25 protein-coding genes, 1 tRNA gene and 1 other RNA gene are annotated in these 21,449 nt (G+C 32.6%); 17 read left to right on the forward strand and 10 right to left on the reverse strand.

Annotated features, from left to right (window positions below; all coding sequences use genetic code 11):
- Positions 1–109: 109 nt before the first annotated feature.
- Positions 110–1,225 (forward strand): cell division protein FtsZ, encoded by a 1,116-nt coding sequence (ftsZ, locus tag EW14_RS07530; protein WP_042850863.1) that lies wholly within the window; start codon positions 110–112, stop codon positions 1,223–1,225.
- A gap of 12 nt (positions 1,226–1,237) precedes the next feature.
- On the opposite strand, the gene ffs is transcribed toward ftsZ, so the two are convergent.
- Positions 1,238–1,334: signal recognition particle sRNA small type (gene ffs, locus EW14_RS09895), an RNA gene on the reverse strand.
- A gap of 46 nt (positions 1,335–1,380) precedes the next feature.
- Here ffs and panB point away from each other — a divergent pair.
- Positions 1,381–2,154 carry a 3-methyl-2-oxobutanoate hydroxymethyltransferase gene (gene panB / locus EW14_RS07535; protein WP_042851363.1) on the forward strand — a complete coding sequence of 258 codons (774 nt, stop codon included), beginning with the start codon at positions 1,381–1,383 and terminating at the stop codon, positions 2,152–2,154.
- Here panB and hemW read toward each other — a convergent pair.
- Complete coding sequence (gene hemW, locus EW14_RS07540) at positions 2,147–3,370, reverse strand: radical SAM family heme chaperone HemW (protein WP_042850864.1); 1,224 nt, start codon at positions 3,368–3,370, stop codon at positions 2,147–2,149. The two genes, panB and hemW, sit on opposite strands and share 8 nt — an antisense overlap.
- A 96-nt stretch (positions 3,371–3,466) precedes the next feature.
- On the opposite strand from hemW, the gene EW14_RS07545 reads away from it, so the two are divergent.
- The 7 genes from EW14_RS07545 (at position 3,467) to EW14_RS07575 (ending at position 8,536) form a co-directional block, all read left to right on the forward strand.
- On the forward strand, positions 3,467–4,576 hold the full coding sequence (locus tag EW14_RS07545; RefSeq protein ID WP_042850865.1) for a PIN/TRAM domain-containing protein: 1,110 nt from the start codon (positions 3,467–3,469) through the stop codon (positions 4,574–4,576).
- Between the two features lie 40 nt (positions 4,577–4,616).
- Positions 4,617–5,279, forward strand: coding sequence for an ATP-dependent Clp protease proteolytic subunit (locus tag EW14_RS07550; protein WP_042850866.1), 663 nt, complete (start codon positions 4,617–4,619; stop codon positions 5,277–5,279).
- Positions 5,280–5,305: 26 nt separating this feature from the next.
- Positions 5,306–5,917: an ATP-dependent Clp protease proteolytic subunit gene (locus EW14_RS07555; protein WP_042850867.1), complete on the forward strand. Its 612-nt coding sequence runs from the start codon at positions 5,306–5,308 to the stop codon at positions 5,915–5,917.
- A 110-nt stretch (positions 5,918–6,027) separates the two neighbouring features.
- On the forward strand, positions 6,028–7,017 hold the full coding sequence (gene ilvC, locus EW14_RS07560) for a ketol-acid reductoisomerase (protein WP_042850868.1): 990 nt from the start codon (positions 6,028–6,030) through the stop codon (positions 7,015–7,017).
- Positions 7,005–8,033, forward strand: a complete 1,029-nt coding sequence (gene cbiB, locus EW14_RS07565) for an adenosylcobinamide-phosphate synthase CbiB (protein WP_042850869.1) — start codon at positions 7,005–7,007, stop codon at positions 8,031–8,033. The genes ilvC and cbiB overlap by 13 nt, the downstream gene beginning before the upstream one ends.
- Positions 8,034–8,075: 42 nt before the next feature.
- Entirely contained in the window at positions 8,076–8,321 is a 246-nt protein-coding gene (locus EW14_RS07570) for a chlorophyll a/b-binding protein (protein ID WP_042850870.1), read from the forward strand.
- Positions 8,322–8,323: 2 nt separating this feature from the next.
- The gene (locus tag EW14_RS07575; RefSeq protein ID WP_042850871.1) at positions 8,324–8,536 is read left to right on the forward strand and encodes a hypothetical protein; all 213 of its coding nucleotides are present in this window, start codon (positions 8,324–8,326) and stop codon (positions 8,534–8,536) included.
- Here the strand turns inward: EW14_RS07575 and EW14_RS07580 are convergent.
- From EW14_RS07580 to EW14_RS07595, 4 genes are all read right to left on the reverse strand, one after another.
- Entirely contained in the window at positions 8,531–8,788 is a 258-nt protein-coding gene (locus EW14_RS07580; RefSeq protein WP_042850872.1) for a hypothetical protein, read from the reverse strand. The genes EW14_RS07575 and EW14_RS07580 overlap by 6 nt on opposite strands.
- A gap of 58 nt (positions 8,789–8,846) precedes the next feature.
- Complete coding sequence (locus EW14_RS07585) at positions 8,847–9,089, reverse strand: hypothetical protein (protein WP_042850873.1); 243 nt, start codon at positions 9,087–9,089, stop codon at positions 8,847–8,849.
- Positions 9,090–9,143: 54 nt separating this feature from the next.
- On the reverse strand, positions 9,144–9,401 hold the full coding sequence (locus EW14_RS07590) for a hypothetical protein (protein ID WP_225866633.1): 258 nt from the start codon (positions 9,399–9,401) through the stop codon (positions 9,144–9,146).
- A gap of 194 nt (positions 9,402–9,595) precedes the next feature.
- The gene (locus EW14_RS07595; RefSeq protein WP_002806330.1) at positions 9,596–9,871 is read right to left on the reverse strand and encodes an HU family DNA-binding protein; all 276 of its coding nucleotides are present in this window, start codon (positions 9,869–9,871) and stop codon (positions 9,596–9,598) included.
- Positions 9,872–10,497: 626 nt separating this feature from the next.
- On the opposite strand from EW14_RS07595, the gene EW14_RS07600 reads away from it, so the two are divergent.
- A complete protein-coding gene (locus EW14_RS07600) occupies positions 10,498–12,531 on the forward strand; it encodes a glycogen-debranching protein (protein WP_042850875.1) in 2,034 nt (677 codons plus the stop codon).
- 1 nt (position 12,532) lies between these two features.
- Here the strand turns inward: EW14_RS07600 and EW14_RS07605 are convergent.
- Positions 12,533–12,603 (reverse strand) — tRNA-Gly (locus EW14_RS07605).
- A 112-nt stretch (positions 12,604–12,715) separates the two neighbouring features.
- On the opposite strand from EW14_RS07605, the gene EW14_RS07610 reads away from it, so the two are divergent.
- The 5 genes from EW14_RS07610 to plsY are packed head-to-tail and all read left to right on the forward strand — an operon-like array spanning position 12,716 to position 16,881.
- On the forward strand, positions 12,716–14,062 hold the full coding sequence (locus EW14_RS07610) for an MFS transporter (protein WP_042851365.1): 1,347 nt from the start codon (positions 12,716–12,718) through the stop codon (positions 14,060–14,062).
- 9 nt (positions 14,063–14,071) lie between these two features.
- Complete coding sequence (locus EW14_RS07615; protein ID WP_042850876.1) at positions 14,072–14,827, forward strand: ABC transporter permease; 756 nt, start codon at positions 14,072–14,074, stop codon at positions 14,825–14,827.
- Positions 14,828–14,831: 4 nt separating this feature from the next.
- Positions 14,832–15,236: a DUF3119 family protein gene (locus EW14_RS07620; protein ID WP_042851366.1), complete on the forward strand. Its 405-nt coding sequence runs from the start codon at positions 14,832–14,834 to the stop codon at positions 15,234–15,236.
- Positions 15,237–15,271: 35 nt separating this feature from the next.
- Positions 15,272–16,282, forward strand: coding sequence for a DUF3086 domain-containing protein (locus EW14_RS07625; RefSeq protein WP_042850877.1), 1,011 nt, complete (start codon positions 15,272–15,274; stop codon positions 16,280–16,282).
- Positions 16,283–16,287: 5 nt separating this feature from the next.
- Positions 16,288–16,881: a glycerol-3-phosphate 1-O-acyltransferase PlsY gene (gene plsY, locus EW14_RS07630; protein WP_042850879.1), complete on the forward strand. Its 594-nt coding sequence runs from the start codon at positions 16,288–16,290 to the stop codon at positions 16,879–16,881.
- Here plsY and pyrF read toward each other — a convergent pair.
- From pyrF to EW14_RS07645, 3 genes are read right to left on the reverse strand one after another with little or no spacing between them, the layout of a single operon-like run.
- Entirely contained in the window at positions 16,865–17,593 is a 729-nt protein-coding gene (pyrF, locus tag EW14_RS07635) for an orotidine-5'-phosphate decarboxylase (protein ID WP_042850880.1), read from the reverse strand. The two genes, plsY and pyrF, sit on opposite strands and share 17 nt — an antisense overlap.
- 6 nt (positions 17,594–17,599) lie before the next feature.
- Positions 17,600–18,838, reverse strand: a complete 1,239-nt coding sequence (gene tyrS, locus EW14_RS07640; protein ID WP_042850881.1) for a tyrosine--tRNA ligase — start codon at positions 18,836–18,838, stop codon at positions 17,600–17,602.
- A 19-nt stretch (positions 18,839–18,857) separates the two neighbouring features.
- Positions 18,858–19,181, reverse strand: a complete 324-nt coding sequence (locus EW14_RS07645; RefSeq protein WP_002807348.1) for a DUF1825 family protein — start codon at positions 19,179–19,181, stop codon at positions 18,858–18,860.
- A 151-nt stretch (positions 19,182–19,332) separates the two neighbouring features.
- On the opposite strand from EW14_RS07645, the gene EW14_RS07650 reads away from it, so the two are divergent.
- A complete protein-coding gene (locus EW14_RS07650) occupies positions 19,333–19,944 on the forward strand; it encodes a hypothetical protein (protein ID WP_042850883.1) in 612 nt (203 codons plus the stop codon).
- 24 nt (positions 19,945–19,968) lie between these two features.
- Positions 19,969–21,441, forward strand: a complete 1,473-nt coding sequence (locus EW14_RS07655) for a leucyl aminopeptidase (RefSeq protein WP_042850884.1) — start codon at positions 19,969–19,971, stop codon at positions 21,439–21,441.
- Positions 21,442–21,449: the final 8 nt, after the last annotated feature.

The raw sequence follows: 21,449 nt of genomic DNA on the forward strand, positions 1-21,449 counted from the left end.
AAAATATTTAATAAATAAATATTTTTAGGATTTTCCTCAACAAATGCCTACAGATGAGCTCAGTAAGTTCATAATGCACCCAATACTAGTATTAGATCCTTATTAAGAGATGAGCTTCGGTAACAATCCAAACTTTGATCAATCGAGAGAAATTCTTCCAAGCCAAAACGCCAAAATAGAAGTTATTGGCGTTGGTGGTGGTGGAAGTAATGCTATAAACAGAATGATTGATAGTGATCTAGAAGGAGTATCATTTCGAGTTCTCAATACAGATGCACAAGCATTATTACAATCTTCAGCAGAGCGAAGGGTGCAATTGGGTCAGAACTTAACAAGAGGGCTTGGAGCGGGAGGTAACCCAAGTATTGGTCAAAAGGCCGCGGAAGAATCTAGAGAGGAGCTTCAACAATCACTAGAGGGATCTGACTTGGTATTTATAGCTGCAGGAATGGGTGGAGGTACCGGCACAGGAGCAGCTCCAGTTGTTGCTGAAATAGCAAAGCAAAGCGGTGCATTAACTATTGGCATAGTAACTAAACCTTTTTCTTTTGAAGGAAAAAGAAGAATGCGTCAAGCAGAAGAAGGGATTGCGAGATTAGTAGAAAATGTTGATACTCTTATTGTGATCCCAAATGATCGTTTAAAAGAAGTTTCTGCAGGTGCCTCTATTCAAGAAGCATTCAGGAATGCTGATGATGTTTTAAGAATGGGAGTTCAAGGTATAAGTGAAGTAATCACACGCCCTGGCGAAGTTAATCTTGACTTTGCTGATGTCAGATCAGTTATGACAGAAGCTGGTACAGCACTTCTTGGAATGGGGATTGGATCTGGTCGATCTAGGGCTATGGAGGCAGCTCAAGCTGCGATTAATAGTCCGTTATTAGAAGCAGGGAGAATTGATGGAGCAAAAGGTTGTCTTGTAAATATAACTGGAGGAATAGATATGACTCTTGACGATGTGACTGCAGTTGGTGAAGTTATTAGTGATGTCGTAGACAAGGATGCAAATATAATCGTTGGTCAAGCTGTTAACCAATCAATGGAAGGTGAGATACAAGTTACTGTTATTGCCACTGGTTTTGAAACAAATCAACCTTTAAATCAACAAAGAATTAAAAATAGATTATCAAATCAAACCTTATATAATTTTTCCGACAATAAAGAATCAGGAGCTAGTATCCCTGAGTTTTTGAGATTAAGGCAAAATAAAAAAGATATAGATTAAAAGGTAAAATAAAGTGACTCGGTTATCTCGCCTGCCTCAAGCATCCCTTGTGGCTGCTACCTTCCGGTCCTGACCAGGTTTAGGCGTTAAAACCGCGAAAGGCCGAGTCAGAAACATTTTAGCAATTCTTGATTAAAAAAGATACTGAAATAATTATGTTACCTTCAGACCTCGTTAAATATAAAGAAAAATCTCAAAAAATAATTGCATTAACTGCATGGGACTCTATATCAGGATCTATTGCAGAACAAGCCAATGTTGATCTCGTCCTAGTGGGAGATTCCTTAGCAATGGTCTGCTTAGGATATAAATCGACATTACCATTAACTCTAGAAAACATAATTTATCATACTAACGCTGTTTCAAGAGGATTTAAAAAGAAAATTGAAGATCAACCTTTGGTCGTTTCAGATATGCCTTTTCTGACTTACCAATGTGGAGAGGATAAGGCAGTTGAGTATGCAGGGAAAATCATTCAGAGCACTTATGCAAAAGCTGTAAAGGTAGAAGGAGCTGAACCAGAAATACAAAAAGTTATTTCTAGATTGATAAGAATGGGAATCCCTGTTATGGGTCATATAGGTCTTACACCACAAAGCTATTTAAATATTGGATTAAAGAAACAAGGAGAAAGCTTAGAAAGCCAAGAAAAAATAAAGAAAGAGGCTTCAATTCTTGAAAAATTAGGATGTTTTTCAATAGTTCTTGAACATATTCCTGATTTGCTTGCAAAAGAAATACAAAATTCTTTATCAATTCCCATAATTGGTATCGGTGCAGGAAATTATTGCGATGGGCAAGTAAGAGTAACTGCAGATTTGTTAGGCCTCAACGATGATCAACCACCATTTTGCCAACCGATTATTCAAGGGAAGAAAATATTTAAGGATAAACTAAAAGAATGGGTAGATTCTGAAAGACTTAATTAATTTTGTCCCACCACTTAAACATAGAAATAAGAACTTGATTACTTAATTCCATTCCTTTAGGCTCACTTAGAAAGAATCTATTCCCCTTTCTGACTAATAAGCCACTTTCAAGAAATCTTTCCCATTCTTCAAGCAATTTATTAAAATTGCTTTCAAATTTTTTGATTTCCCAGTTTTGTTCTTTAAACACTTCTTTGAGATCTACACCCTCTCTGAGTCTTAATCTCAACATTATTTTCTCATCAAGTTCTTTGTAAAAAAAATCCTTATTGTTTAGGGATGAATCTAAATTAAGTTCGCATTGTCTAATTACCCAATCTTTATATGCTTTACTAACTCTTGGTCTAGTTAACTTTTCCCCCCAAGGTGAACTAGTGGAACCTTGACCAAAACTCCACCAGCCTGAACCACTCCAATAAACTCTATTATGTCTCGATTGATGCCGCGGGAGGCAATAGTTTGAGATTTCATATCTTGCATAACCTAAGTTTTTTAAAATTAAATGAGTTGATTCACTATTTCTAAAAGCTTCTTCATCACTTGGAAGTTTTAATTTTCCTAAATTAACTAATTTGTTAAAAACAGTGCCATTTTCAATATTTAAATCGTAGATAGATATATGTGGCGGTGAAAATGTCATAGCTTTTTTCAAGTCATCTTGCCATTCTTTATATCCACTAAGTGGTAAGTTTTGAATTAAATCTAAGCTCCAGCTTTTTATTGCCCCAGCTTCATATTCTCTTTTCAACCATAAACAAGATTTTTCAGCATCTTCTTTCAAATGTCGCCTTCCCGACTTTTGAAGTATCTGATTATTAAAACTTTGTACTCCAAGACTAAATCTATTTATCCCAGCATTTATAAATCCAGAAAGATCATCATTATTAAAGCTAGCTGGGTCAACCTCCATAGTAATTTCAGCACCATAGTCAATTCCGTAATTTTCTCTAAAAAGATCAATTAATTCTTTTATCTGGATAGGATCCAAAATAGATGGAGTACCACCTCCTACATAAATTGTCGATAGGGGTGATTTATGCTTAATTGACAATATTTCTTTATATAAAAAGTGCAAATACTCTTTAACAGTTTTACTTCCATAACCTTGTGTAGTTTCAACCTTGTTTCCTAATGGAATAACTGCAAAATCACAATAAAAGCATCTTCTGTGGCAAAAAGGAATGTGCACATAAGCACTTCTTGGAAACTTATTCATAATCTAAATTCATTTTAAGCTCCAAAAAAAGTTTTAAGGATCGAAAAAAATTAAATCCTTATTTACTCAATTAATAAATCCTAGTAGATTATAGATATGACAGATATCTTAGTATTAATTTTATTTGTATTGTCTGGGGCTGCTTCAGGATGGCTTGGTGTTGATTTATTGCCAGTAGACGTACTTAAACAGGTTTCTAATGTAGAAGGTTTTAGAATTGTTTTAGCAATAATAGGTTTTTTTGTAGGATTAGCGGCTGGTTTTGTATTCCTTCAACTTAGAAAGACGTTTCTTGATCAAATAAGAACCATGCCTACAGACTTACTAATAAGTAGGTCGGTTGGATTAATTTTGGGATTACTAGTTGCGAATCTCCTACTTGCTCCAATACTATTAATCCCCTTCCCTAGAGAGGTTTTTTTCGCAAAACCCTTAGCTGCTATATTAAGCAACATTTTCTTTGGCGCGCTTGGTTATAAGTTAGCAGATACCCATGGAAGGACATTATTGAGATTATTTAATCCAAATAATACTGATGCTTATCTAGTCAATGAAGGAATCCTTCCTGCCGCAAGTCCAAAAATTCTAGATACTAGCGTGATTATTGATGGAAGAATCAATGGCCTATTAAGTTGCGGTTTATTGGAAGGGCAATTAATTGTTGCTCAAAGTGTAATTGACGAATTACAAACTTTAGCTGACTCAAGCAGTAATGAAAAAAGGTCGAAAGGCAGAAGAGGTCTCAAGTTATTAAAAGAATTAAGAGATTTATATGGAAGAAGACTTGTAATAAACCCAACAAAGTATGAAGGCAATGGGGTAGATGAAAAACTCTTGAAAATTACTGAAGATATGACAGGAACTTTAATTACGGCTGATTATAATCTTTCTCAGATTGCTGAAGTTAAAGAATTAAAAGTTATGAATTTGAGTGATTTGGTTATTGCTTTAAGGCCAGAAGTACAACCAGGAGAATCACTTAATATTAAAATCGTGAGAGAAGGCAAAGAAAAAATGCAAGGTATTGGATATTTAGACGACGGAACAATGGTTGTTATTGATGAGGCAAAGAATTTTGTAGGAAGCAGATTAGATATTATTATCACAGGAGCATTACAAACTCCCACCGGAAGAATGGTCTTTGGGAAACTTATAAATAATCCCGAGTCGAACAAATCTTTTAAATCACCAGCGACACAGGGCTAAATCTAGCTAGAATCAGTTCAATCTTAATTCGGTGATACAAATGACTGTATCTGCTCCTTATTACGGCGAAAATACCGTTATGAGGACTCCTCCCCCTGATCTTCCCTCTCTTTTACTTAAAGAGAGAATTGTCTATCTTGGTTTACCATTATTTTCTGATGATGATGCAAAAAGACAATTAGGAATGGATGTTACTGAGCTAATAATTGCTCAACTTCTTTATCTAGAGTTTGAAGATCCAGAAAAACCAATCTATTTCTATATAAATTCAACTGGGACAAGTTGGTATACTGGTGACGCAGTTGGGTTCGAAACAGAAGCTTTCGCTATTTGCGATACCATAAGCTACATTAAGCCCCCAGTACATACAATCTGTATTGGACAAGCTATGGGTACAGCTGCAGTTATTCTTTCTTCTGGTACTAAAGGGCAAAGAGCTGCTCTGCCGCACGCCTCTATTGTTTTACATCAACCTATAAGCGGAGCAAGAGGTCAAGCAACTGATATCCAAATAAGAGCTGAGGAAGTCTTGAAAAATAAAAAATCAATGCTTGAGATTCTCTCTCGTAATACTGGGAAAACTATAGAAGAACTCTCTAAAGACTCTGATAGGATGAGCTATCTTAACCCACAAGAAGCTCTCGATTATGGAGTTATAGATAGAATACTAAATAGCCAAAAAGATTTACCAAATAAAATTTAACTCACACAAACAACTACTTTAAAATCATGCCAATAGGAACTCCAAGCGTGCCTTACAGACTTCCCGGAAGTCAATATGAAAGATGGGTTGACATATATACAAGACTAGGTGTAGAAAGAATTCTTTTTCTGGGACAAGAAGTTAATGATGGTATTGCTAATAGCCTAGTTGCACAAATGCTTTATCTTGATTCAGATGACAACTCCAAACCTATCTACTTATATATAAATAGTCCAGGAGGATCAGTAACTGCTGGATTGGCTATTTACGATACTATTAAATATGTAAAAAGTGACGTGGTGACAATCTGCGTAGGGCTTGCAGCCTCCATGGGAGCGTTCCTTTTGGCCGCTGGCACAAAAGGTAAAAGAGTTGCTTTACCACACAGTAGAATAATGATTCATCAACCCCTAGGTGGAACATCTCAACGACAAGCAAGCGATATTGAAATTGAAGCTAAAGAAATTTTAAGAATTAAAGATATGTTAAATATGTCTATGGCAGATATGACAGGCCAATCATTTAAGAAAATTGAAAAGGATACTGATAGAGATTATTTTCTAAGTGCGGAAGAGGCAAAAAACTATGGCTTAATAGATAGAGTAATCACCCATCCAAGCGAAGCAAATCAACCTTAAATTTTCTAAATAAATATTTTAAATTTCAATTTTAAATTAATAATTTTTTGGTTAATTTACACCTTTAATGTCTAAAATATTAACTATCAAATGCAAAGAAGCTACAACTAATGACCCAACTCTTTTACGACACAGATGCAGATCTAAGTCTTTTAAATAATAAAACAATAGCAATTATTGGATATGGTTCACAAGGACATGCACATGCCCTAAATCTCAAAGATAGTGGTATGGATGTGATTGTAGGATTATATAAAGGAAGTAAGTCTGAAAGCAAAGCTATTAGCGATGGTCTAGAAGTTTTCAGTGTTTCTGAAGCTTGCGAAAAAGCAGACTGGATTATGATTCTCCTTCCAGATGAGTTTCAGAAAGATGTTTATCTTAAAGAAATAGAACCAAACTTAAAAGAAGGAAAGATATTAAGTTTTGCTCATGGCTTCAATATAAGATTCGGACTTATCAAACCTCCTAGTTTTGTAGATGTTGTAATGATTGCCCCAAAAGGACCCGGACACACTGTTCGTTGGGAATATCAGAATGGTCAAGGAGTTCCAGCATTGTTTGCAGTAGAGCAAGATTCTTCTGGGAGTGCAAGATCATTGGCTATGGCTTACGCTAAAGGGATTGGCGGAACGAGAGCAGGAATTCTTGAAACAAACTTCAAAGAAGAAACAGAAACTGACTTATTTGGCGAACAAGCTGTCTTGTGCGGAGGATTATCAGAACTCGTCAAATCAGGCTTCGAAACTCTTGTAGAGGCAGGATATCAACCTGAACTGGCTTACTTCGAATGCTTACATGAAGTTAAACTTATCGTTGATTTAATGGTGAAGGGAGGCTTATCTCAAATGAGAGATTCCATTTCAAATACTGCAGAATATGGAGATTATGTAAGTGGTAAAAGACTAATAAATAGTGATACAAAAAAAGAAATGCAGAAAATTCTAAAAGATATTCAAGATGGAACTTTCGCTAAGAATTTTGTGGAAGAATGCGATAAAAACAAACCCTTAATGACAAAATTAAGAGAAGAGAACTCAAAACATGAAATTGAGAAAGTAGGTAAAGGTTTGCGCTCGATGTTCAGTTGGCTGAAATAAATTTATTTTTAATATTCCTTGGATCGATTGGTTTTGATTTATTAATTGGAGATCCAAGATTCTTAATCCACCCTGTTCAAGTAATTGGCTTTTACATAAAAAAAATATCTGATTACCTCATAAATAATTTTGGGGAAAATAAAAATATATTGTTTTGGGGAGGCTTAATAGTAGCTATATCCACCATAGGAATGAGTTTTGGTTTAGGTAAATCGATAGAACTCAGTTATGTACAATCAAGTAATAATTTTTTTGGTGGATTGCTAATTTTTTTTGGACTTTCAAGTTGTATTGCTACTAAGGGACTTATTTCAAGTGTGAAAGAGATTGCAGAGCTAATAGAACGCGAAGAGATTAATGACCAAAATAAGAGAATAATCAAAGAGAAGGTACAAAGGATAGTTAGTAGGGATGTAAGTTCATCTTCTTTAGAACATCTTTTGAGATCAAGTACAGAGAGTCTTGCCGAGAATTCTGTTGATGGAATATTTGGGCCATTATTTTGGATTTTTATTGGAATTTTTTTTATGAAATTTTCAATTTTTCTGCCAGGGCCTTTATCACTTGGTTTTTCTTATAAAGCCATAAGTACTTTAGATTCAATGATAGGTTACAGATATGATTATTTTAAATATTTAGGTTTTTTCAGTGCAAAAATCGAAGATATTTTTACGTTTGTTCCTTCAAGATTAGTTTTAATTACATTACCTTTAGTTAGTCCCAAAATTAATGAGTATGGATCAATCATAAAAAAAAGCTATCTTGATGGTAAAAAATATGATTCGCCTAATGCTGGGATTTCAGAAGCTATATTTGCTTATATTTCTGGAATAACATTGGGTGGAAAAAGTAAATATAAAAATGAGATTATTAAAAAGCCAAAGATCAATGCGAATGGAGATAATTGCACTGGAGAGAAAATTAAATTAATTTGTCAATTAATTTTGAGATTACAATTATTATGGATAATAATTTTTGTCTTAATTTTTTTTATAATTTCAACTTTAATTGAATAATAAACTAGTTTTAAAATTACTAGAATAAGTTATAAAAACTCTATGAAAGAAAACGGCTCTTCAATAGAAAATCAAAATGATGATTTTACTGATGCATCATCAACTGATAATGAATACTCAAAATGGGTAGACAATCAAGGAGATGAAGTAAAGAATGTTTTTGGATTTAATAGCAGTGCTGAACTTGTAAATGGTAGAGCAGCAATGATCGGATTCTTAATGCTCATATTAACCGAGTTAGTTTTTAGCGGCAGACCTGTAACTTCTTCAATTTTTGGTATTAATTAAAAATGCAAGCAAAAAAATCTAATCCAATAAAAGTATTCTTATACATATCTGTTTGGGTAATTATTTGGGGTACTATAGGATCTTTAGTAGATTTTCCTCTATATAAAAATAAAATTTACTTAGAAGGAAGCATATATCAATATCTTACTTTCACAATTACAGCTGTTATTTCTATTATATCTGCAAAGTTTTTTTATAAGAAAATTGATTTATAAAAACTTGTACCTAAATTTCTTAATAATTTTTGCTGGTTCTTTACTTTCATTGGACTCGTAAAGTATCCACTGATGAGTCTCAGTATCATGGTCACAACCATAATTTCCCGATGGGTTATCGTAACTTGAAAGATATGAATGACAAATTTGGTCTGCCTCGAAAGCAGAGTCATAACCTGTTAGAAAATATATCAAAAATAGAACTGTTATCAACAAAAAAAATACTTGAGAAACTAAATTTACTACCTTCATAAGATATTCTAAAATTTAAATATATCATCTAATAAAATCTTTCGATCTAAAAATATAGCTAACGTCCAACATTAAATACAAAGTCATGGAATTCTTGATTCTTTAAATACAGGATGACTAGCAATACTAAAATGATATTTAAGCCTATTACTATTGATCCAAAAATATTTATTTGTTTTTTGCCTGGCAAAGTATAAGTAAATTTCTTGCCTTTAAGAAAACCAGCTAAGCCTTTTTGTTCTTTTATTTGAGTATTTTCAGTATTATTCTTAACTTCATTATCAGAAAAACCTTTTACCATTACAAATTAAATAACAAATTTATAATATTCCAAAAAAATAAATTATTTTAATAATTAACAATTTTTAATCACATATGGGATCATTAATGAAATTCTATCATTTGAGAAATTATTAAAAAAATAAGCTTCAATAATTTCCGTTTGCAGCCCCAATAAACTTGATTGGCATTTGAATCTATTTTGGTCAAATACTACTAATTGAAGTTTTTCTATTTCAGAAACTAATTCTTTACATATTTGGGTTCGAGAATCTTTAAAACAATCACTAGATTGTTTTAAAATCTTAGACTTTGTTGGTATTGTTTCAGCCATAACAAAATTAGATAACAACAAAAATTTAAGGAATAAAATAGTTAAACATTTCATTACTTCTTAAGATTTTAAAATTTTGGATAGCTCGTTAAGAGTATTGAGCATTGAGCTAATTACATCTTTTTGCGATTTTTAAAAAAAAAGATGCCCTAAAAGAGCACCTTGTTATTAAAGGAAGAAATAGATTAAAAAAATTACCCTTGAACTCTATCCTTAAAAAGTTTACCTGCAGAGAATGTTGGAACTCTTTTAGCGGGTATTGCTATTTTTTCGCCTGTCTTAGGGTTTAAACCCTGTCTTGCAGAACGATCTCTTGGTTCAAAAGAACCAAATCCTAGTAAAGAGACTTTTTTGCCTTCCACTACTGAATCAACAATAGTTTCTATAGCTGCATCAACAACTAAAGAAACATCCGTTTTTGTGAGCTCTGTACGAGCTGCAACAAGATTTACTAAATCAGCTTTGTTCATTGAAATTTAAATTAAAGCTAGGGGTTAAAAAAAAGATTTAAATCGAGTTTAAACCTCGAACTTTCACATCATATGGAGCAAATACAAATACGGCAACCGAAAATGCCGGCGGCGCAAAGCTTTATACAAATTTTAGGGACATTTTTAGCAACATTATTTATTTCTTATAACCGCGCTTTTTCATTTATAAAAAATAGCTTATTCATTTAGAGAACAGCAAAAAGCATTGGTGGCACTAGATTTAGCACTAAAAATCTAACTAGATTTAGCAAAGGGGGAAGATGTCAAAGGGGGGGTAAATTTAAGAATTTGAGCTATTTATTATGTTTTATTAATTTTCAGATATATTTCCTTCTCATCACATGAAAAAACACAATTTGTATTTTGAAATCAAGAAAAATCTAGTTTTCTCGTTATTAAACTTTCTCTATAAATCGTTTTATGCACTGAGCAGATGGATGAAGAAATTGTAATTAATTAGAAAATTAATACTCTCCAAGATCTAATAAAGTTGATTAGTGAAGCCTTAAATTTGAGTTTTTTTTTTAAATTTTGCATCTATTATTCAAATATCAGTAATTTAAATAAATTATCTCAATATTTAACTAATCAATGATAAAGAAAAAGTGATTCATCTCAATAAAGGTAAACCATTTCCTTTAGGGAGTTCTCGAACTTCACAAGGGATTAATTTTTCCTTAGTAGCCACAAATGCAGAATATGTAGAAATCTTATTGTTTGAGAAAGAGGACTCTATTTCCCCAAAAAGCACATTCAAATTAGATCAGACTCATAATACAGGTCCATACTGGCATGCGGAAATAAAAAATCTAGATGAAGGTTGTATTTATGCTTTTAGAGTGAAACAAAAAAATAATGAGATTAATAATAACTATGAAAAAAAAGTATTACTTGATCCATGTTCAAGGGGTATTACCGGATGGAGAAGTTATAAAAGAGAAAATGCATTAAAAAATCAAGAAAATACTAATTCTTGTCTTAAAAGTGTTGTTTGCGATAGAAAATTATTTAATTTTAAGGATTATCCAAGACCGAAACATTCTTGGGAACAAACAATTATTTATGAACTCCATATCAAAGCTTTCACTGAATCAACTGATAAAGATGAAAGTTGTTTTAAGAAATTTTTAAAAAAAATTCCTTATCTCAAAGAACTGGGTATTACAACAATTGAATTACTTCCAATTTTTTGTTTTGATCCTACTGATGCCCCAAATGGTCTAAAAAATTTTTGGGGATATAGTCCAATTAATTGGTTTACTCCGCATTTTGAATATCTTTCGAATGAATCCCCCGAAAAGAATAGAGAGGAATTTAGAAGATTTGTAGAGGAATGTCATAAAGCAGACATTGAAGTCATCTTAGATGTTGTATACAATCACACTTGCGAAGGTGATTCAAAAGGGCCAGCAATATCTTGGAAAGGTATAGATGAAAATCTTTATTACTTTATTGGAAAAGATAAAAATTATCAGGACGTCTCCGGATGTGGTAATACTATTGCAGCAAACAGAGGATTAGTTAGAAAACTAATAATTGAATCTTTAAAATGTTGGGCGAGTGAATTAGGAGTTGATGGTTTTAGATTTGATTTAGGAATTGCCCTATCAAGAGGAGAAAATCTTTCACCGCTTGATAATCCTCCAATTTTTGAAGATATAGAATGTGAACCAGAACTTATCGATATCAAGTTCATAAGTGAGCCATGGGATTGTGGCGGTTTGTATAAATTAGGTAATTTCCCATCTAAGAATATTTTCACTTGGAATGGTCATTTTAGAGATGACTTGAGGAGATTTTGGAAGGGGGATAAAGATACAGCTTGGAATATGAGCGATAAAATAAAAGGTTCTCCATCTATTTATAAAGAAGATAATATTTTCCCAAAGTCGATAAATTTTATTACTTCACATGATGGATTCACTTTAAAAGACTTAGTAACTTTCAATAGAAAACATAATTTTGCAAATAGAGAACAAAATAGAGATGGAGATAACCATAACAATTCTTGGAATCATGGTACTGAGGGACCAACTACGAACTTATTAATCAATGATTTAAGAAAAAGACAACAAAAAAATCTTGTTCTTAGTTTACTTATCTCTAAAGGTGTTCCAATGATACTTATGGGTGATGAAATAGGAAGATCACAAGGCGGGAATAACAATTCTTGGTGCCAAAATAATTTATTGGGCTGGATGAATTGGGAACATGGTCAACAAGATTTGGAATTATTAGATTATTTTAAATACGTTATAAAAATCCGAAAAAAACTTATAAACATTTTTAATCCATCATTCTTCCCTAATAATCAAACCAATGAAAATATTCCAACATATCATTGGCATGGAACAAAGTTAGATAGCCCCGATTGGAGTAGTTGGTCTCACACAGTTGCCTTTAGCATTAACAAAGACAATACTAGTCCTCTGGTTTGGATAGGTTTAAATGCATATTCAAAAAGTATCGATTTCCCCTTGCCGAAATGTAAATATAATTGGTTAAAAGTTATCGACACTAGCATGTCTGAGATTTTTGAACCCTTAACTATTAATGAAAAATCGGTTTCAATAAAGAGTAGAAGCTCTTTACTAATCATTTCAGAAGAAGTATTTGGGGCAAAAAATAATTTATTCTAAAAGCGGGCGGCGGGAATCGAACCCGCATCTTCAGCTTGGAAGGCTGAGGTTTTACCACTAAACCACGCCCGCATTAAGTAATAGAATTACCATTGCAATAATACATTATCAAACAATAAACAAAGTAAAAAGATTGGAAAATTCACACTCGAAAAAAAATATTTCTAGATCAACAACAAGATTAATGTTCTCTTATGGGCTAGGAGATGCAGGCACAGGTTTAGTAGCGACACAATTTGGTTTTTTTCTTTTCAAATTCTTTATTTCTGCTGGTTTACCAGTAATAATTGCAGGATCATTATTAATGTTAATAAAGATATGGGATGCAGTAAATGATCCGTTAATTGGATGGTTAAGTGATCGTACTAAATCAAGATGGGGGCCAAGAATCCCTTGGATGGTAGCAGCATCTGTTCCCCTTGGTTTCTCTTTAGCTGCGATATGGTGGACACCCACTGGTTCAGTGCTAACCAAGACTATTTACTATGCCATAATTTCTATAATTGTAATGACTGCTTATACATGTATTAATCTTCCTTTCGCAGCTCTTTCTACTGAAATTTCTGAAAAAACAGCAATAAGAACAAGACTAAACGCATCTAGATTTACTGGCTCAATAATCGCAGGACTAACTGGTTTAATAATTGCTGGAGTTGTATTAGGTTCCGAAGGATCAGCAAATAATGAATATTTTTTAATGGGTAAAATAAGCGGATGTATTGCAGTTGCTGCAACATTAATTTCTTGTTGGGGATTAGCTCCATTCGCAAAAAAAGCAAGAAGGCCTTCAGGAAAAGTTGAAGCTATAACACTTCAATTCAAAAGAATATTCAGAAATAAAAAATTTCTAAAAGTTATTACGCTCTATATTCTTCTCTGGTGCGCCTTACAATTAATGCAAACAGTAGCGTTAATCTATGTCGAGGATGTACTGAACGTACCAACATATATTGCGAAGTGGATCCCCATACCTTTCCAAATTAGCGCTTTAGTGGGTTTACAAATATGGACCAGAGTATCAAATAAATTGAACAGGATTTCAGCGTTAAACTATGGAGCGATTATGTGGATTATTTCATGTACAGCAGCTTTATTTTTACCTTCATTATCAAAAATTTCAGAAGCTGGAGATAGTTTATTCCTAAATGCCAGCAACATATTTCTGTTCATTCTTTTAATTTTTATAATCTGTCTTATTGGTATTGGAGCTTCAACCGCTTTTCTTATCCCTTGGTCACTACTTCCTGATGCAATAGACGAAGACCCAGAGAAACCAGCAGGATTATATACTGCTTGGATGGTACTTATTCAGAAGATTGGTATCGCGTTTAGTGTTCAATTATTAGGATTTTTATTGTATTTATCAGGCTATCAATCATGCTTTGTTGATAAAGATGGTCTAAACATTATTGAACAATGCTACTCAGCACAATTAACTATTAGATTATGTATTGGTTTTATACCCTCAATAATGGTAATAATTGGTCTTTTAATTATGAGAAAATGGGATCGGAAATTAATATCAAACTAATATAAAGATATGTATTACCTTAATTTTTTCAAAAGACTTCTAAGCAGTTTAATCATTGGCGGGCAAGCAATTAATTTTATCTTTAAGGGTAAAATTTCCAAAAATGATCTCTTTGACCAACTTATGGAGTCAGGTCCTGGCAGTTTGTTAATTGTATTAATTACAGGAATTGCCGCAGGTACAGTTTTTAATATTCAAGTTGCATCACAACTTACAAGCATGGGGGTTTCAAGTGAAATTGGAGGTTTATTAGCAGTAGGCATGGCGAGAGAAATGGCTCCTCTTCTAACTGCTACTTTAATGACTGGAAAGGTTGCCACTGCATATGCTGCTCAACTGGGCACTATGAAAGTCACAGAACAAATTGAGGCAATAACCATGTTAAGGACCGAACCAGTTCAATATTTGGTAGTCCCAAGGTTACTATCGATGGTAATAATGTCACCAATACAGTGTCTTTTATTTTTATCTGTAGCTTTATGGAGCGGACAAATTTGGAGCACAATCTTTTATAAAGTTCCTCCAATAGTTTTTTGGACGTCCGTAAGATCAGGTAATGTGAGTTTAACCAGTACAGACTTAACTTCAATGTTAATAAAATCTGTAGTGTTCGGATTACTTATTTCAATCATTGCTTGTGGATATGGACTTACAACTAAAGGTGGTCCAAAAGAAGTTGGAACAAGTACAACAGGCGCAGTCGTAATGACTCTTGTTACTGTATCTTTAATGGATGTGTTTCTAACACAAATTTTATTTGGATGACCCTATGTTTAACACTAAATCAAAAAAAGAGGAACCAGTAATAATATCTCCATCATTTCAGTTGCCAATCATTCTAATAGTTTTAAGTTTTATGCTTTTGTTTTTGAATATTGGTTCTTTGCCAACAATAGTTTTTGCTTCTTTTAGCTTATTTTTATTACTTCAGTCATTCACCTTAAGAATAAAAATAACAAATGATGATTTTATCGTTTTACAATTAGGGAAAGAGATAAGAACTTTTCCATTCAAGAACTGGATATCATGGAAATTCTTTTTCCCTATAATCCCAGGTATTTTTTATTTTAGAGAAAAGTCCAGTCCTCATTTATTACCAATTTTATTTAATCCAAAGCAATTAAAAGATGAGCTCATAAAAAAAGTTGACTCCCTGGAAATTAAAAATTCTTAAAATTCAGACTTTGCTTAATCATCAAAATTATTTAAATGACCAATACAGAAATTTCCGACAACAATCCTGAAAAGGAATTAATAATAGATAAGTCGATTTCAGATGATAAAACAAAACAAATTAGTAAGAAAAATACAACCCAAAATAAAAAAATTACATCCAAAAACGATAAATCAACTAAATCTTTTGATGAAATTTCTAATGAAATTTTTAGAGATCTAGTTTCAAAAAAAGACTATTTAGTAAAAGAAATAAAAGAGTTAGAAACAAAAAAAAATGAAATAGAAAAAGATATTGAGTCAAATTTCAAAGGACAGTCAGATAATATTGCTAAAAGAGTTAAAGGCTTTCAAGAGTACTTAACTGGAGCTTTGCAGAATCTTTCACAAAACGTAGAGAAACTTGAATTAGTTTCGCAACCAATAATCGTAAAGCCTTCCCCCCTTGATGAGAAAAAGCAAAACAATAGTACAAATAATGTAGTTAATGTTCCCGCTCTTTCTGAAACATTTAAGCCAGATGAAGAGATTATAAAAAGTTGCTTTTCAAGTTTTACAGAACAACCTGACTTTTATGCAGAACCATGGAAATTAAGACGGAGTCTTGATTCATCAGATATAGAAATTATGGATGATTGGTTCTTTAACATGGGCGGAAGAGGTTCTCTTGAAAGTAGAGGCTCTCGACAAAAAAATGCCTTGTTATCAGCGGGTTTAATATCTATTCTTGGAGAATTATATGGAGATCAGTTTCAGACTCTTATTTTAGCTTCGCAGCCTGAAAGATTAGGCGAATGGAGAAGAATTCTTCAAGATTCACTTGGTCTCACAAGGGATGACTTTGGACCTAATAGTGGGATTGTTCTTTTTGAAAGGCCTGAAGGCGTTATCGAGAGAGCTGATAGATTAGAAGCGAATGAAGAATTGCCATTTATTATCATTGATGCAGCAGAAACCTCTGTTGAAATTCCAATACTTCAATTCCCATTATGGGTTGCATTTGCTGGTTCAGATAATGAAATTTACGATGATCTTGAACTAAACTAGGCTTTATGAATATCTTAATAATTTTAACAAGTTATCTTTTAGGATCACTTCCGACAGGCTTTTTAATTGGAAAATATCTCAAGAATATAGATCTAAGAACTATAGGTTCTGGATCTACAGGTGCCACAAATGTCTTAAGAAATGTTGGGAAATGGCCAGCACTTTTTGTATTTATCATTGATGTTGGGAAAGGGCTTATTGCAGTAAAAATTGCTCAATATTACACAGATCAAGGGTTAATAGAAGTTATAGCAGGAATATCAGCTATCTCAGGACATATTTGGCCAATATGGCTTGGAGGTAAAGGAGGGAAAGCTGTTGCAACTGGATTAGGTATGTTTTTAGCTCTTTCTTGGAAAGTTGGACTCGCATCTCTTGGTATTTTTTTAATAGTCCTAACAAAAACTAAATTTGTTTCTTTATCCAGTATTTCAGCTGCAATGTTACTTCCTATTTTTATGTTTTTTTACCTAGGTAAATTTATGCACTCATATTTTTTCATAAGTTTAATTGTGGCATTATTAGTAATCTGGAAACATAGAACAAACATAATAAGATTGCTTAAAGGGGAAGAATCCAAAATTAATCAGAATCAATAGATTTAAATATTTCTATTAGAGCTTTATTAGGATCTATAGCTTTTGATATTGATCTACCAATGACTAACTTAGAAGCTCCATTATCTAAAGCTTTATGGGGAGTCATAATTCTATTTTGATCATCTTTATTATCATTATTTAATCTGATGCCTGGTGTAATAAGTTCGAAATTATCCTTATAAATAGATCTCAACATTTTTACTTCCCAAGGGGAACAAACACATCCATCTAATCCGGCATTAAAAGACAATTTTGCAAGTCTCAATACATTTTCTTCAATTGAATTATTTCTATCAAGATCAGTTTGAAAATCTTTAAGCGAAAAGCTGGTTAAAACAGTTATTCCTACAACAAATGGAGGTTTAACACTAACTGAGGTGGCTCCTTCTAAAGATGCTTTCTTCGAATCCTTTAGAGCTTTTAGTCCTGCTGAAGCATGAATAGAAATCATATCAACCCCTAATTTTGAAACTTGGAAACATGCCGCACGCATGGTATTAGGAATATCATGAAATTTTAGGTCTAAAAAAATTTTTTTATTTAAACCTTTTAATATTTCAATAACTCTTGGACCTTCCCTAACAAAAAGCTCTAGCCCAACTTTCACCCACTTAATATTAGGACATTTTTCCAAAAGTAATTTTGCTTGACTTAAATCTAATCCATCAATTGCCAATATTATTTTATCTTCTGAATTAAATCTTTTATTCATCAATTTTCAGTTTTCAAACCTCTTAAATATTTTTTTTCCAATTTGCAAAATTTTCCCTTCCAAATCATTTTTTGAATTAAAAACTAAATCAGGATTTATTAATTTCTGACTATCAATTTTTACACCACCACCTTTAATAGATCTTTTAGATTCACTGCTAGATTTGAAAAGTTTTAGAGCACTTAACAAGTAAAAAAACTTAACTGGAAAAACTACTTCTTTTAAAGAAATCTCTGGAATTTCTCCAACTTTTTCTTTGTGTCCAAGGAATAATTTTTCGCAGTTTGATTGCGCCTTTAATGCTTCTTCGGCCCCATGGAATAAAGTAGTAACTTCTAAAGCCATTCTTCTCTGTGATTCACGAGGATTTGAGTTTTCAAGAAAACTTAAATCTAATTCAGTAAGTAATTCAAAATAGGTAGGTATTAAATTGTCGGGTACTTTTTCTAATTTTGAATACATTGAGAGAGGATCTTCAGTCAAACCTACGGTGTTAAATTCAGATTTACTCATCTTCTTAATTCCATCTAAACCTGTCAAAATTGGCAGCAGAACACCAAATTGAGGGTCTTGTTTAAAATATCTTTGAAGATCTCTTCCTATTGCGATATTAAATTTCTGATCTGTACCTCCAAGCTCAATATCTGATTGCACAACTACCGAATCGTAACCTTGTAATAGTGGATATAAGAATTCATGCAAAGCAATTGGGACTTGCGAAGTGTACCTTTTATTAAATTCCTCCTTAGCTAACATTTGACTAACTGTTGCACTCCCCATTAATTCAATTATCGAATTGAGATTTAATCCTTTTAACCATTCACTGTTATATCTAATTTCTATTCTATCTTTTGAATCAAAATCTAAAATAGATTCATTAGCTGGCTTACCCATTCCTAGTTGGGTTAAGTATGTTTTTGCATTATCCTTAACTTGTTTTTCCGATAACTGAACTCTTGTTTTGTTTTTTCCTGTTGGGTCCCCAATTTGAGCAGTAAAATCTCCAATAATTAAAACTGCAGTATGTCCATTATCTTGGAATGCCCTAAGTTTTTTAAACAATATGCTGTGCCCAAGATGAATATCTGTTCCAGTTGGATCGATCCCGAGTTTAACCCTTAATTTTTTATTATTTTTTTTCGCATGATCAATTATTTCCGAAAAGGTTTGATCTGTTCCCCTAATTGGGAAATATTCTTCTATTCCTCTTGACAGCCATGATGGCAATATTAGATTATCTGACATGAAGCTTTAACATTTAAATTTAAGAAGTTTTATCAAGTTCATCCTTCATTCTTATTAAGGTTTTATTCATCTGATCGAACATTTGATCAGGAGTAATCCCAAATTGACTTAACTGTGTCTTTAATTGTTCTACTGTCATTTTGGCTTGAAAATCTTCAGACAATTCAAATCTCTTCATAAAAACCTTATAACGATCCATAAGGGATTCCATTTTTTTTATAAACATTTTTTTCCCTTCTCTGTCAAATTTTCCATAATCAGAGCCAAGTTTCATAAGTTCTTGGTAATCTGTAAAAAGCTTTTTAGCTTCTTCTTGAACGATGTCTGACTCAAAGAATCCCATTTTTATTTTTTTACTTCGCAAGATTAAGGCTCAATTACAAGATAACAAGAATCTTCTAAATTGATTAGAACATTAATAAATTTTAGTTTATAAATAATTCTTTGATTTATATTTTTTCAGAATTAAATTTAGTAGACATGTTTCAAAAATATTGGAAAAATTCAACGTAAATAATACTTCAAACCAAAATAGACAATTTGAATTATTTGGTTCAAATGTAAATACATCAATTAATTTTCAACAAACAAATAATTTAAAAATCGAAGGAGAAATCATTACTGAATGGAGAAATAGGATACATAATCACCAATTTAAAATTTCAAAAGATGCTCAAAATAAAACTTTGCACCAAACAAGTCTTCCTATAAATATAATTCCCAATGAAAGAAAAATTGATCCGTTTTCCCTGCAGCCATTATCATTGAACTTTTGGAGAACCAATAAACACATACACAATGGTCCAGCAATGTATTTTGTAATTGACTCGATGGAAAGTTCTAAAATAATCCTTTATATAGGAGAAACAAACGTAGCCAATAAAAGATGGAAGGGAGAACATGACTGTAAAAATTACATCATGAATTATAAAGAAGCCCTAGCCCATAACAATCTCTCAAGTCACCAAGATATTCGTTTCTTCTTAGATGTACCTAAAGAAGTAAAATTAAGACGTAAATTAGAGCAGCAACTGATATATTTATGGTTACCCCCTTTTAATAAAGAAACCCGAGATAGGTGGGCAACTACTTTCACAAATTACTAAAAGTTAATTAAATCCATTTTACAAATGCAATTTTCCACATTCCAAAAAAATCTAGATAACTGGCAAGGTGCTTCATTAATTTTTGGAGTTTTAGAGGAAGAAATTGCCAGCCAACTTGAAAACATAAAATTTGTTGTTGACCCAAAATTATTAATAAAAAAAGTTGCTCAAAAAAAATTCAAAGGAGAAAAAGGAAAAACTCTAAGCTTTGAATTTCTAGGTCAAAAATTAGAAACTTTATTCATAGTTGGTCTTGGAAAATCAAAAGACCTAAATAAAAGTGATATGGAAAACTCAATAGGAAATCTAATTAGAAAAAATGTTGATAAAAATGAAAAAATCAGCATCTTGCTTCCTTGGGAATTAATAAATTCTCAACTAGAAATTAATCAATTAGCAGAGTCAGCAAGATTATCTGCTTATAAGGACAATAGATTCAACAAGAAAAAAGATGAAGAGATAGTGCTTAAAGAAATAGAGTTTTTGAATTTAAAGAAATTTGAGAATACTAGCTTTGAAGAGACAGAAAATATATGTGAAGGAGTAGAACTTGCCAGAAAACTTGTAGCCGCGCCTCCAAATAGTCTTACACCTCAGGAAATGTCTATACAAGCTTCTCAAATAGCTAAAGATCATGGTTTGGAAGTAAAAATTTTAGAGGCAAAAGAATGTGAAGATTTAGGAATGGGTGCATATTTAGCTGTAGCAAAAGGTTCTGATCTAGATCCTAAATTTATTCATCTTACTTTGAAGTCAAAGGGTCCAATAAAAGAAAAGATTGCTCTTGTTGGGAAGGGTTTAACCTTTGATTCTGGAGGATACAACCTGAAAGTAGGAGCCTCTCAAATTGAGATGATGAAATATGATATGGGCGGAAGCGCTGCAGTTTTAGGAGCAGCAAAAGCACTTGGCGCAATAAAACCAAAAGGACTAGAAATACATTTTATTGTGGCAGCTTGCGAAAACATGATAAATGGATCTGCAGTACATCCTGGAGATGTAGTTAAAGCATCTAATGGTAAGACAATTGAAATAAATAACACTGATGCAGAGGGTAGACTCACGTTAGCTGATGCTTTAACTTACGCATCCAATTTAAAACCGGATTCAATAATAGATCTCGCCACTTTAACAGGAGCTATAGTTGTTGCATTAGGGAATGATGTAGCTGGATTCTGGAGCAATAATGAAGGTCTAGCTAATGAGCTAAAAGCTGCATCAGCCCAAGCTGGAGAAAAATTATGGCAAATGCCTCTGCAAAAATCTTATAAAGAAGGCTTAAAGTCACATATAGCTGATATGAAAAATACAGGTCCTAGAGCAGGTGGTTCAATAACTGCTGCTTTGTTTTTAGAGGAATTCTTTGATAAAGAGATTAAATGGGCTCATATTGATATTGCTGGGACTTGTTGGACTGATAAGAATAAGGGGATTAATCCATCAGGCGCAACCGGGTTTGGAGTTAAAACTCTTGTTCAATGGATTAAAAATAAATAATTATATTT

It is taken from the genome of Prochlorococcus sp. MIT 0604, assembly GCF_000757845.1.
Classification (GTDB): Bacteria; Cyanobacteriota; Cyanobacteriia; order PCC-6307; family Cyanobiaceae; genus Prochlorococcus_A.

What these genes read in the sequence shown, in the direction of transcription:
- ftsZ (WP_042850863.1), top strand. Translation starts at nt 110, where the DNA reads ATGAGCTTCGGTAACAATCCAAACTTTGATCAATCGAGAGAAATTCTT.
- panB (WP_042851363.1), top strand. Translation starts at nt 1,381, where the DNA reads ATGTTACCTTCAGACCTCGTTAAATATAAAGAAAAATCTCAAAAAATA.
- hemW (WP_042850864.1), bottom strand. Translation starts at nt 3,370, where the DNA reads ATGAATAAGTTTCCAAGAAGTGCTTATGTGCACATTCCTTTTTGCCAC.
- EW14_RS07545 (WP_042850865.1), top strand. Translation starts at nt 3,467, where the DNA reads ATGACAGATATCTTAGTATTAATTTTATTTGTATTGTCTGGGGCTGCT.
- EW14_RS07550 (WP_042850866.1), top strand. Translation starts at nt 4,617, where the DNA reads ATGACTGTATCTGCTCCTTATTACGGCGAAAATACCGTTATGAGGACT.
- EW14_RS07555 (WP_042850867.1), top strand. Translation starts at nt 5,306, where the DNA reads ATGCCAATAGGAACTCCAAGCGTGCCTTACAGACTTCCCGGAAGTCAA.
- ilvC (WP_042850868.1), top strand. Translation starts at nt 6,028, where the DNA reads ATGACCCAACTCTTTTACGACACAGATGCAGATCTAAGTCTTTTAAAT.
- EW14_RS07570 (WP_042850870.1), top strand. Translation starts at nt 8,076, where the DNA reads ATGAAAGAAAACGGCTCTTCAATAGAAAATCAAAATGATGATTTTACT.
- EW14_RS07575 (WP_042850871.1), top strand. Translation starts at nt 8,324, where the DNA reads ATGCAAGCAAAAAAATCTAATCCAATAAAAGTATTCTTATACATATCT.
- EW14_RS07580 (WP_042850872.1), bottom strand. Translation starts at nt 8,788, where the DNA reads ATGAAGGTAGTAAATTTAGTTTCTCAAGTATTTTTTTTGTTGATAACA.
- EW14_RS07585 (WP_042850873.1), bottom strand. Translation starts at nt 9,089, where the DNA reads ATGGTAAAAGGTTTTTCTGATAATGAAGTTAAGAATAATACTGAAAAT.
- EW14_RS07590 (WP_225866633.1), bottom strand. Translation starts at nt 9,401, where the DNA reads ATGGCTGAAACAATACCAACAAAGTCTAAGATTTTAAAACAATCTAGT.
- EW14_RS07595 (WP_002806330.1), bottom strand. Translation starts at nt 9,871, where the DNA reads ATGAACAAAGCTGATTTAGTAAATCTTGTTGCAGCTCGTACAGAGCTC.
- EW14_RS07610 (WP_042851365.1), top strand. Translation starts at nt 12,716, where the DNA reads ATGTTCTCTTATGGGCTAGGAGATGCAGGCACAGGTTTAGTAGCGACA.
- EW14_RS07615 (WP_042850876.1), top strand. Translation starts at nt 14,072, where the DNA reads ATGTATTACCTTAATTTTTTCAAAAGACTTCTAAGCAGTTTAATCATT.
- EW14_RS07620 (WP_042851366.1), top strand. Translation starts at nt 14,832, where the DNA reads ATGTTTAACACTAAATCAAAAAAAGAGGAACCAGTAATAATATCTCCA.
- EW14_RS07625 (WP_042850877.1), top strand. Translation starts at nt 15,272, where the DNA reads ATGACCAATACAGAAATTTCCGACAACAATCCTGAAAAGGAATTAATA.
- plsY (WP_042850879.1), top strand. Translation starts at nt 16,288, where the DNA reads ATGAATATCTTAATAATTTTAACAAGTTATCTTTTAGGATCACTTCCG.
- pyrF (WP_042850880.1), bottom strand. Translation starts at nt 17,593, where the DNA reads ATGAATAAAAGATTTAATTCAGAAGATAAAATAATATTGGCAATTGAT.
- tyrS (WP_042850881.1), bottom strand. Translation starts at nt 18,838, where the DNA reads ATGTCAGATAATCTAATATTGCCATCATGGCTGTCAAGAGGAATAGAA.
- EW14_RS07645 (WP_002807348.1), bottom strand. Translation starts at nt 19,181, where the DNA reads ATGGGATTCTTTGAGTCAGACATCGTTCAAGAAGAAGCTAAAAAGCTT.
- EW14_RS07655 (WP_042850884.1), top strand. Translation starts at nt 19,969, where the DNA reads ATGCAATTTTCCACATTCCAAAAAAATCTAGATAACTGGCAAGGTGCT.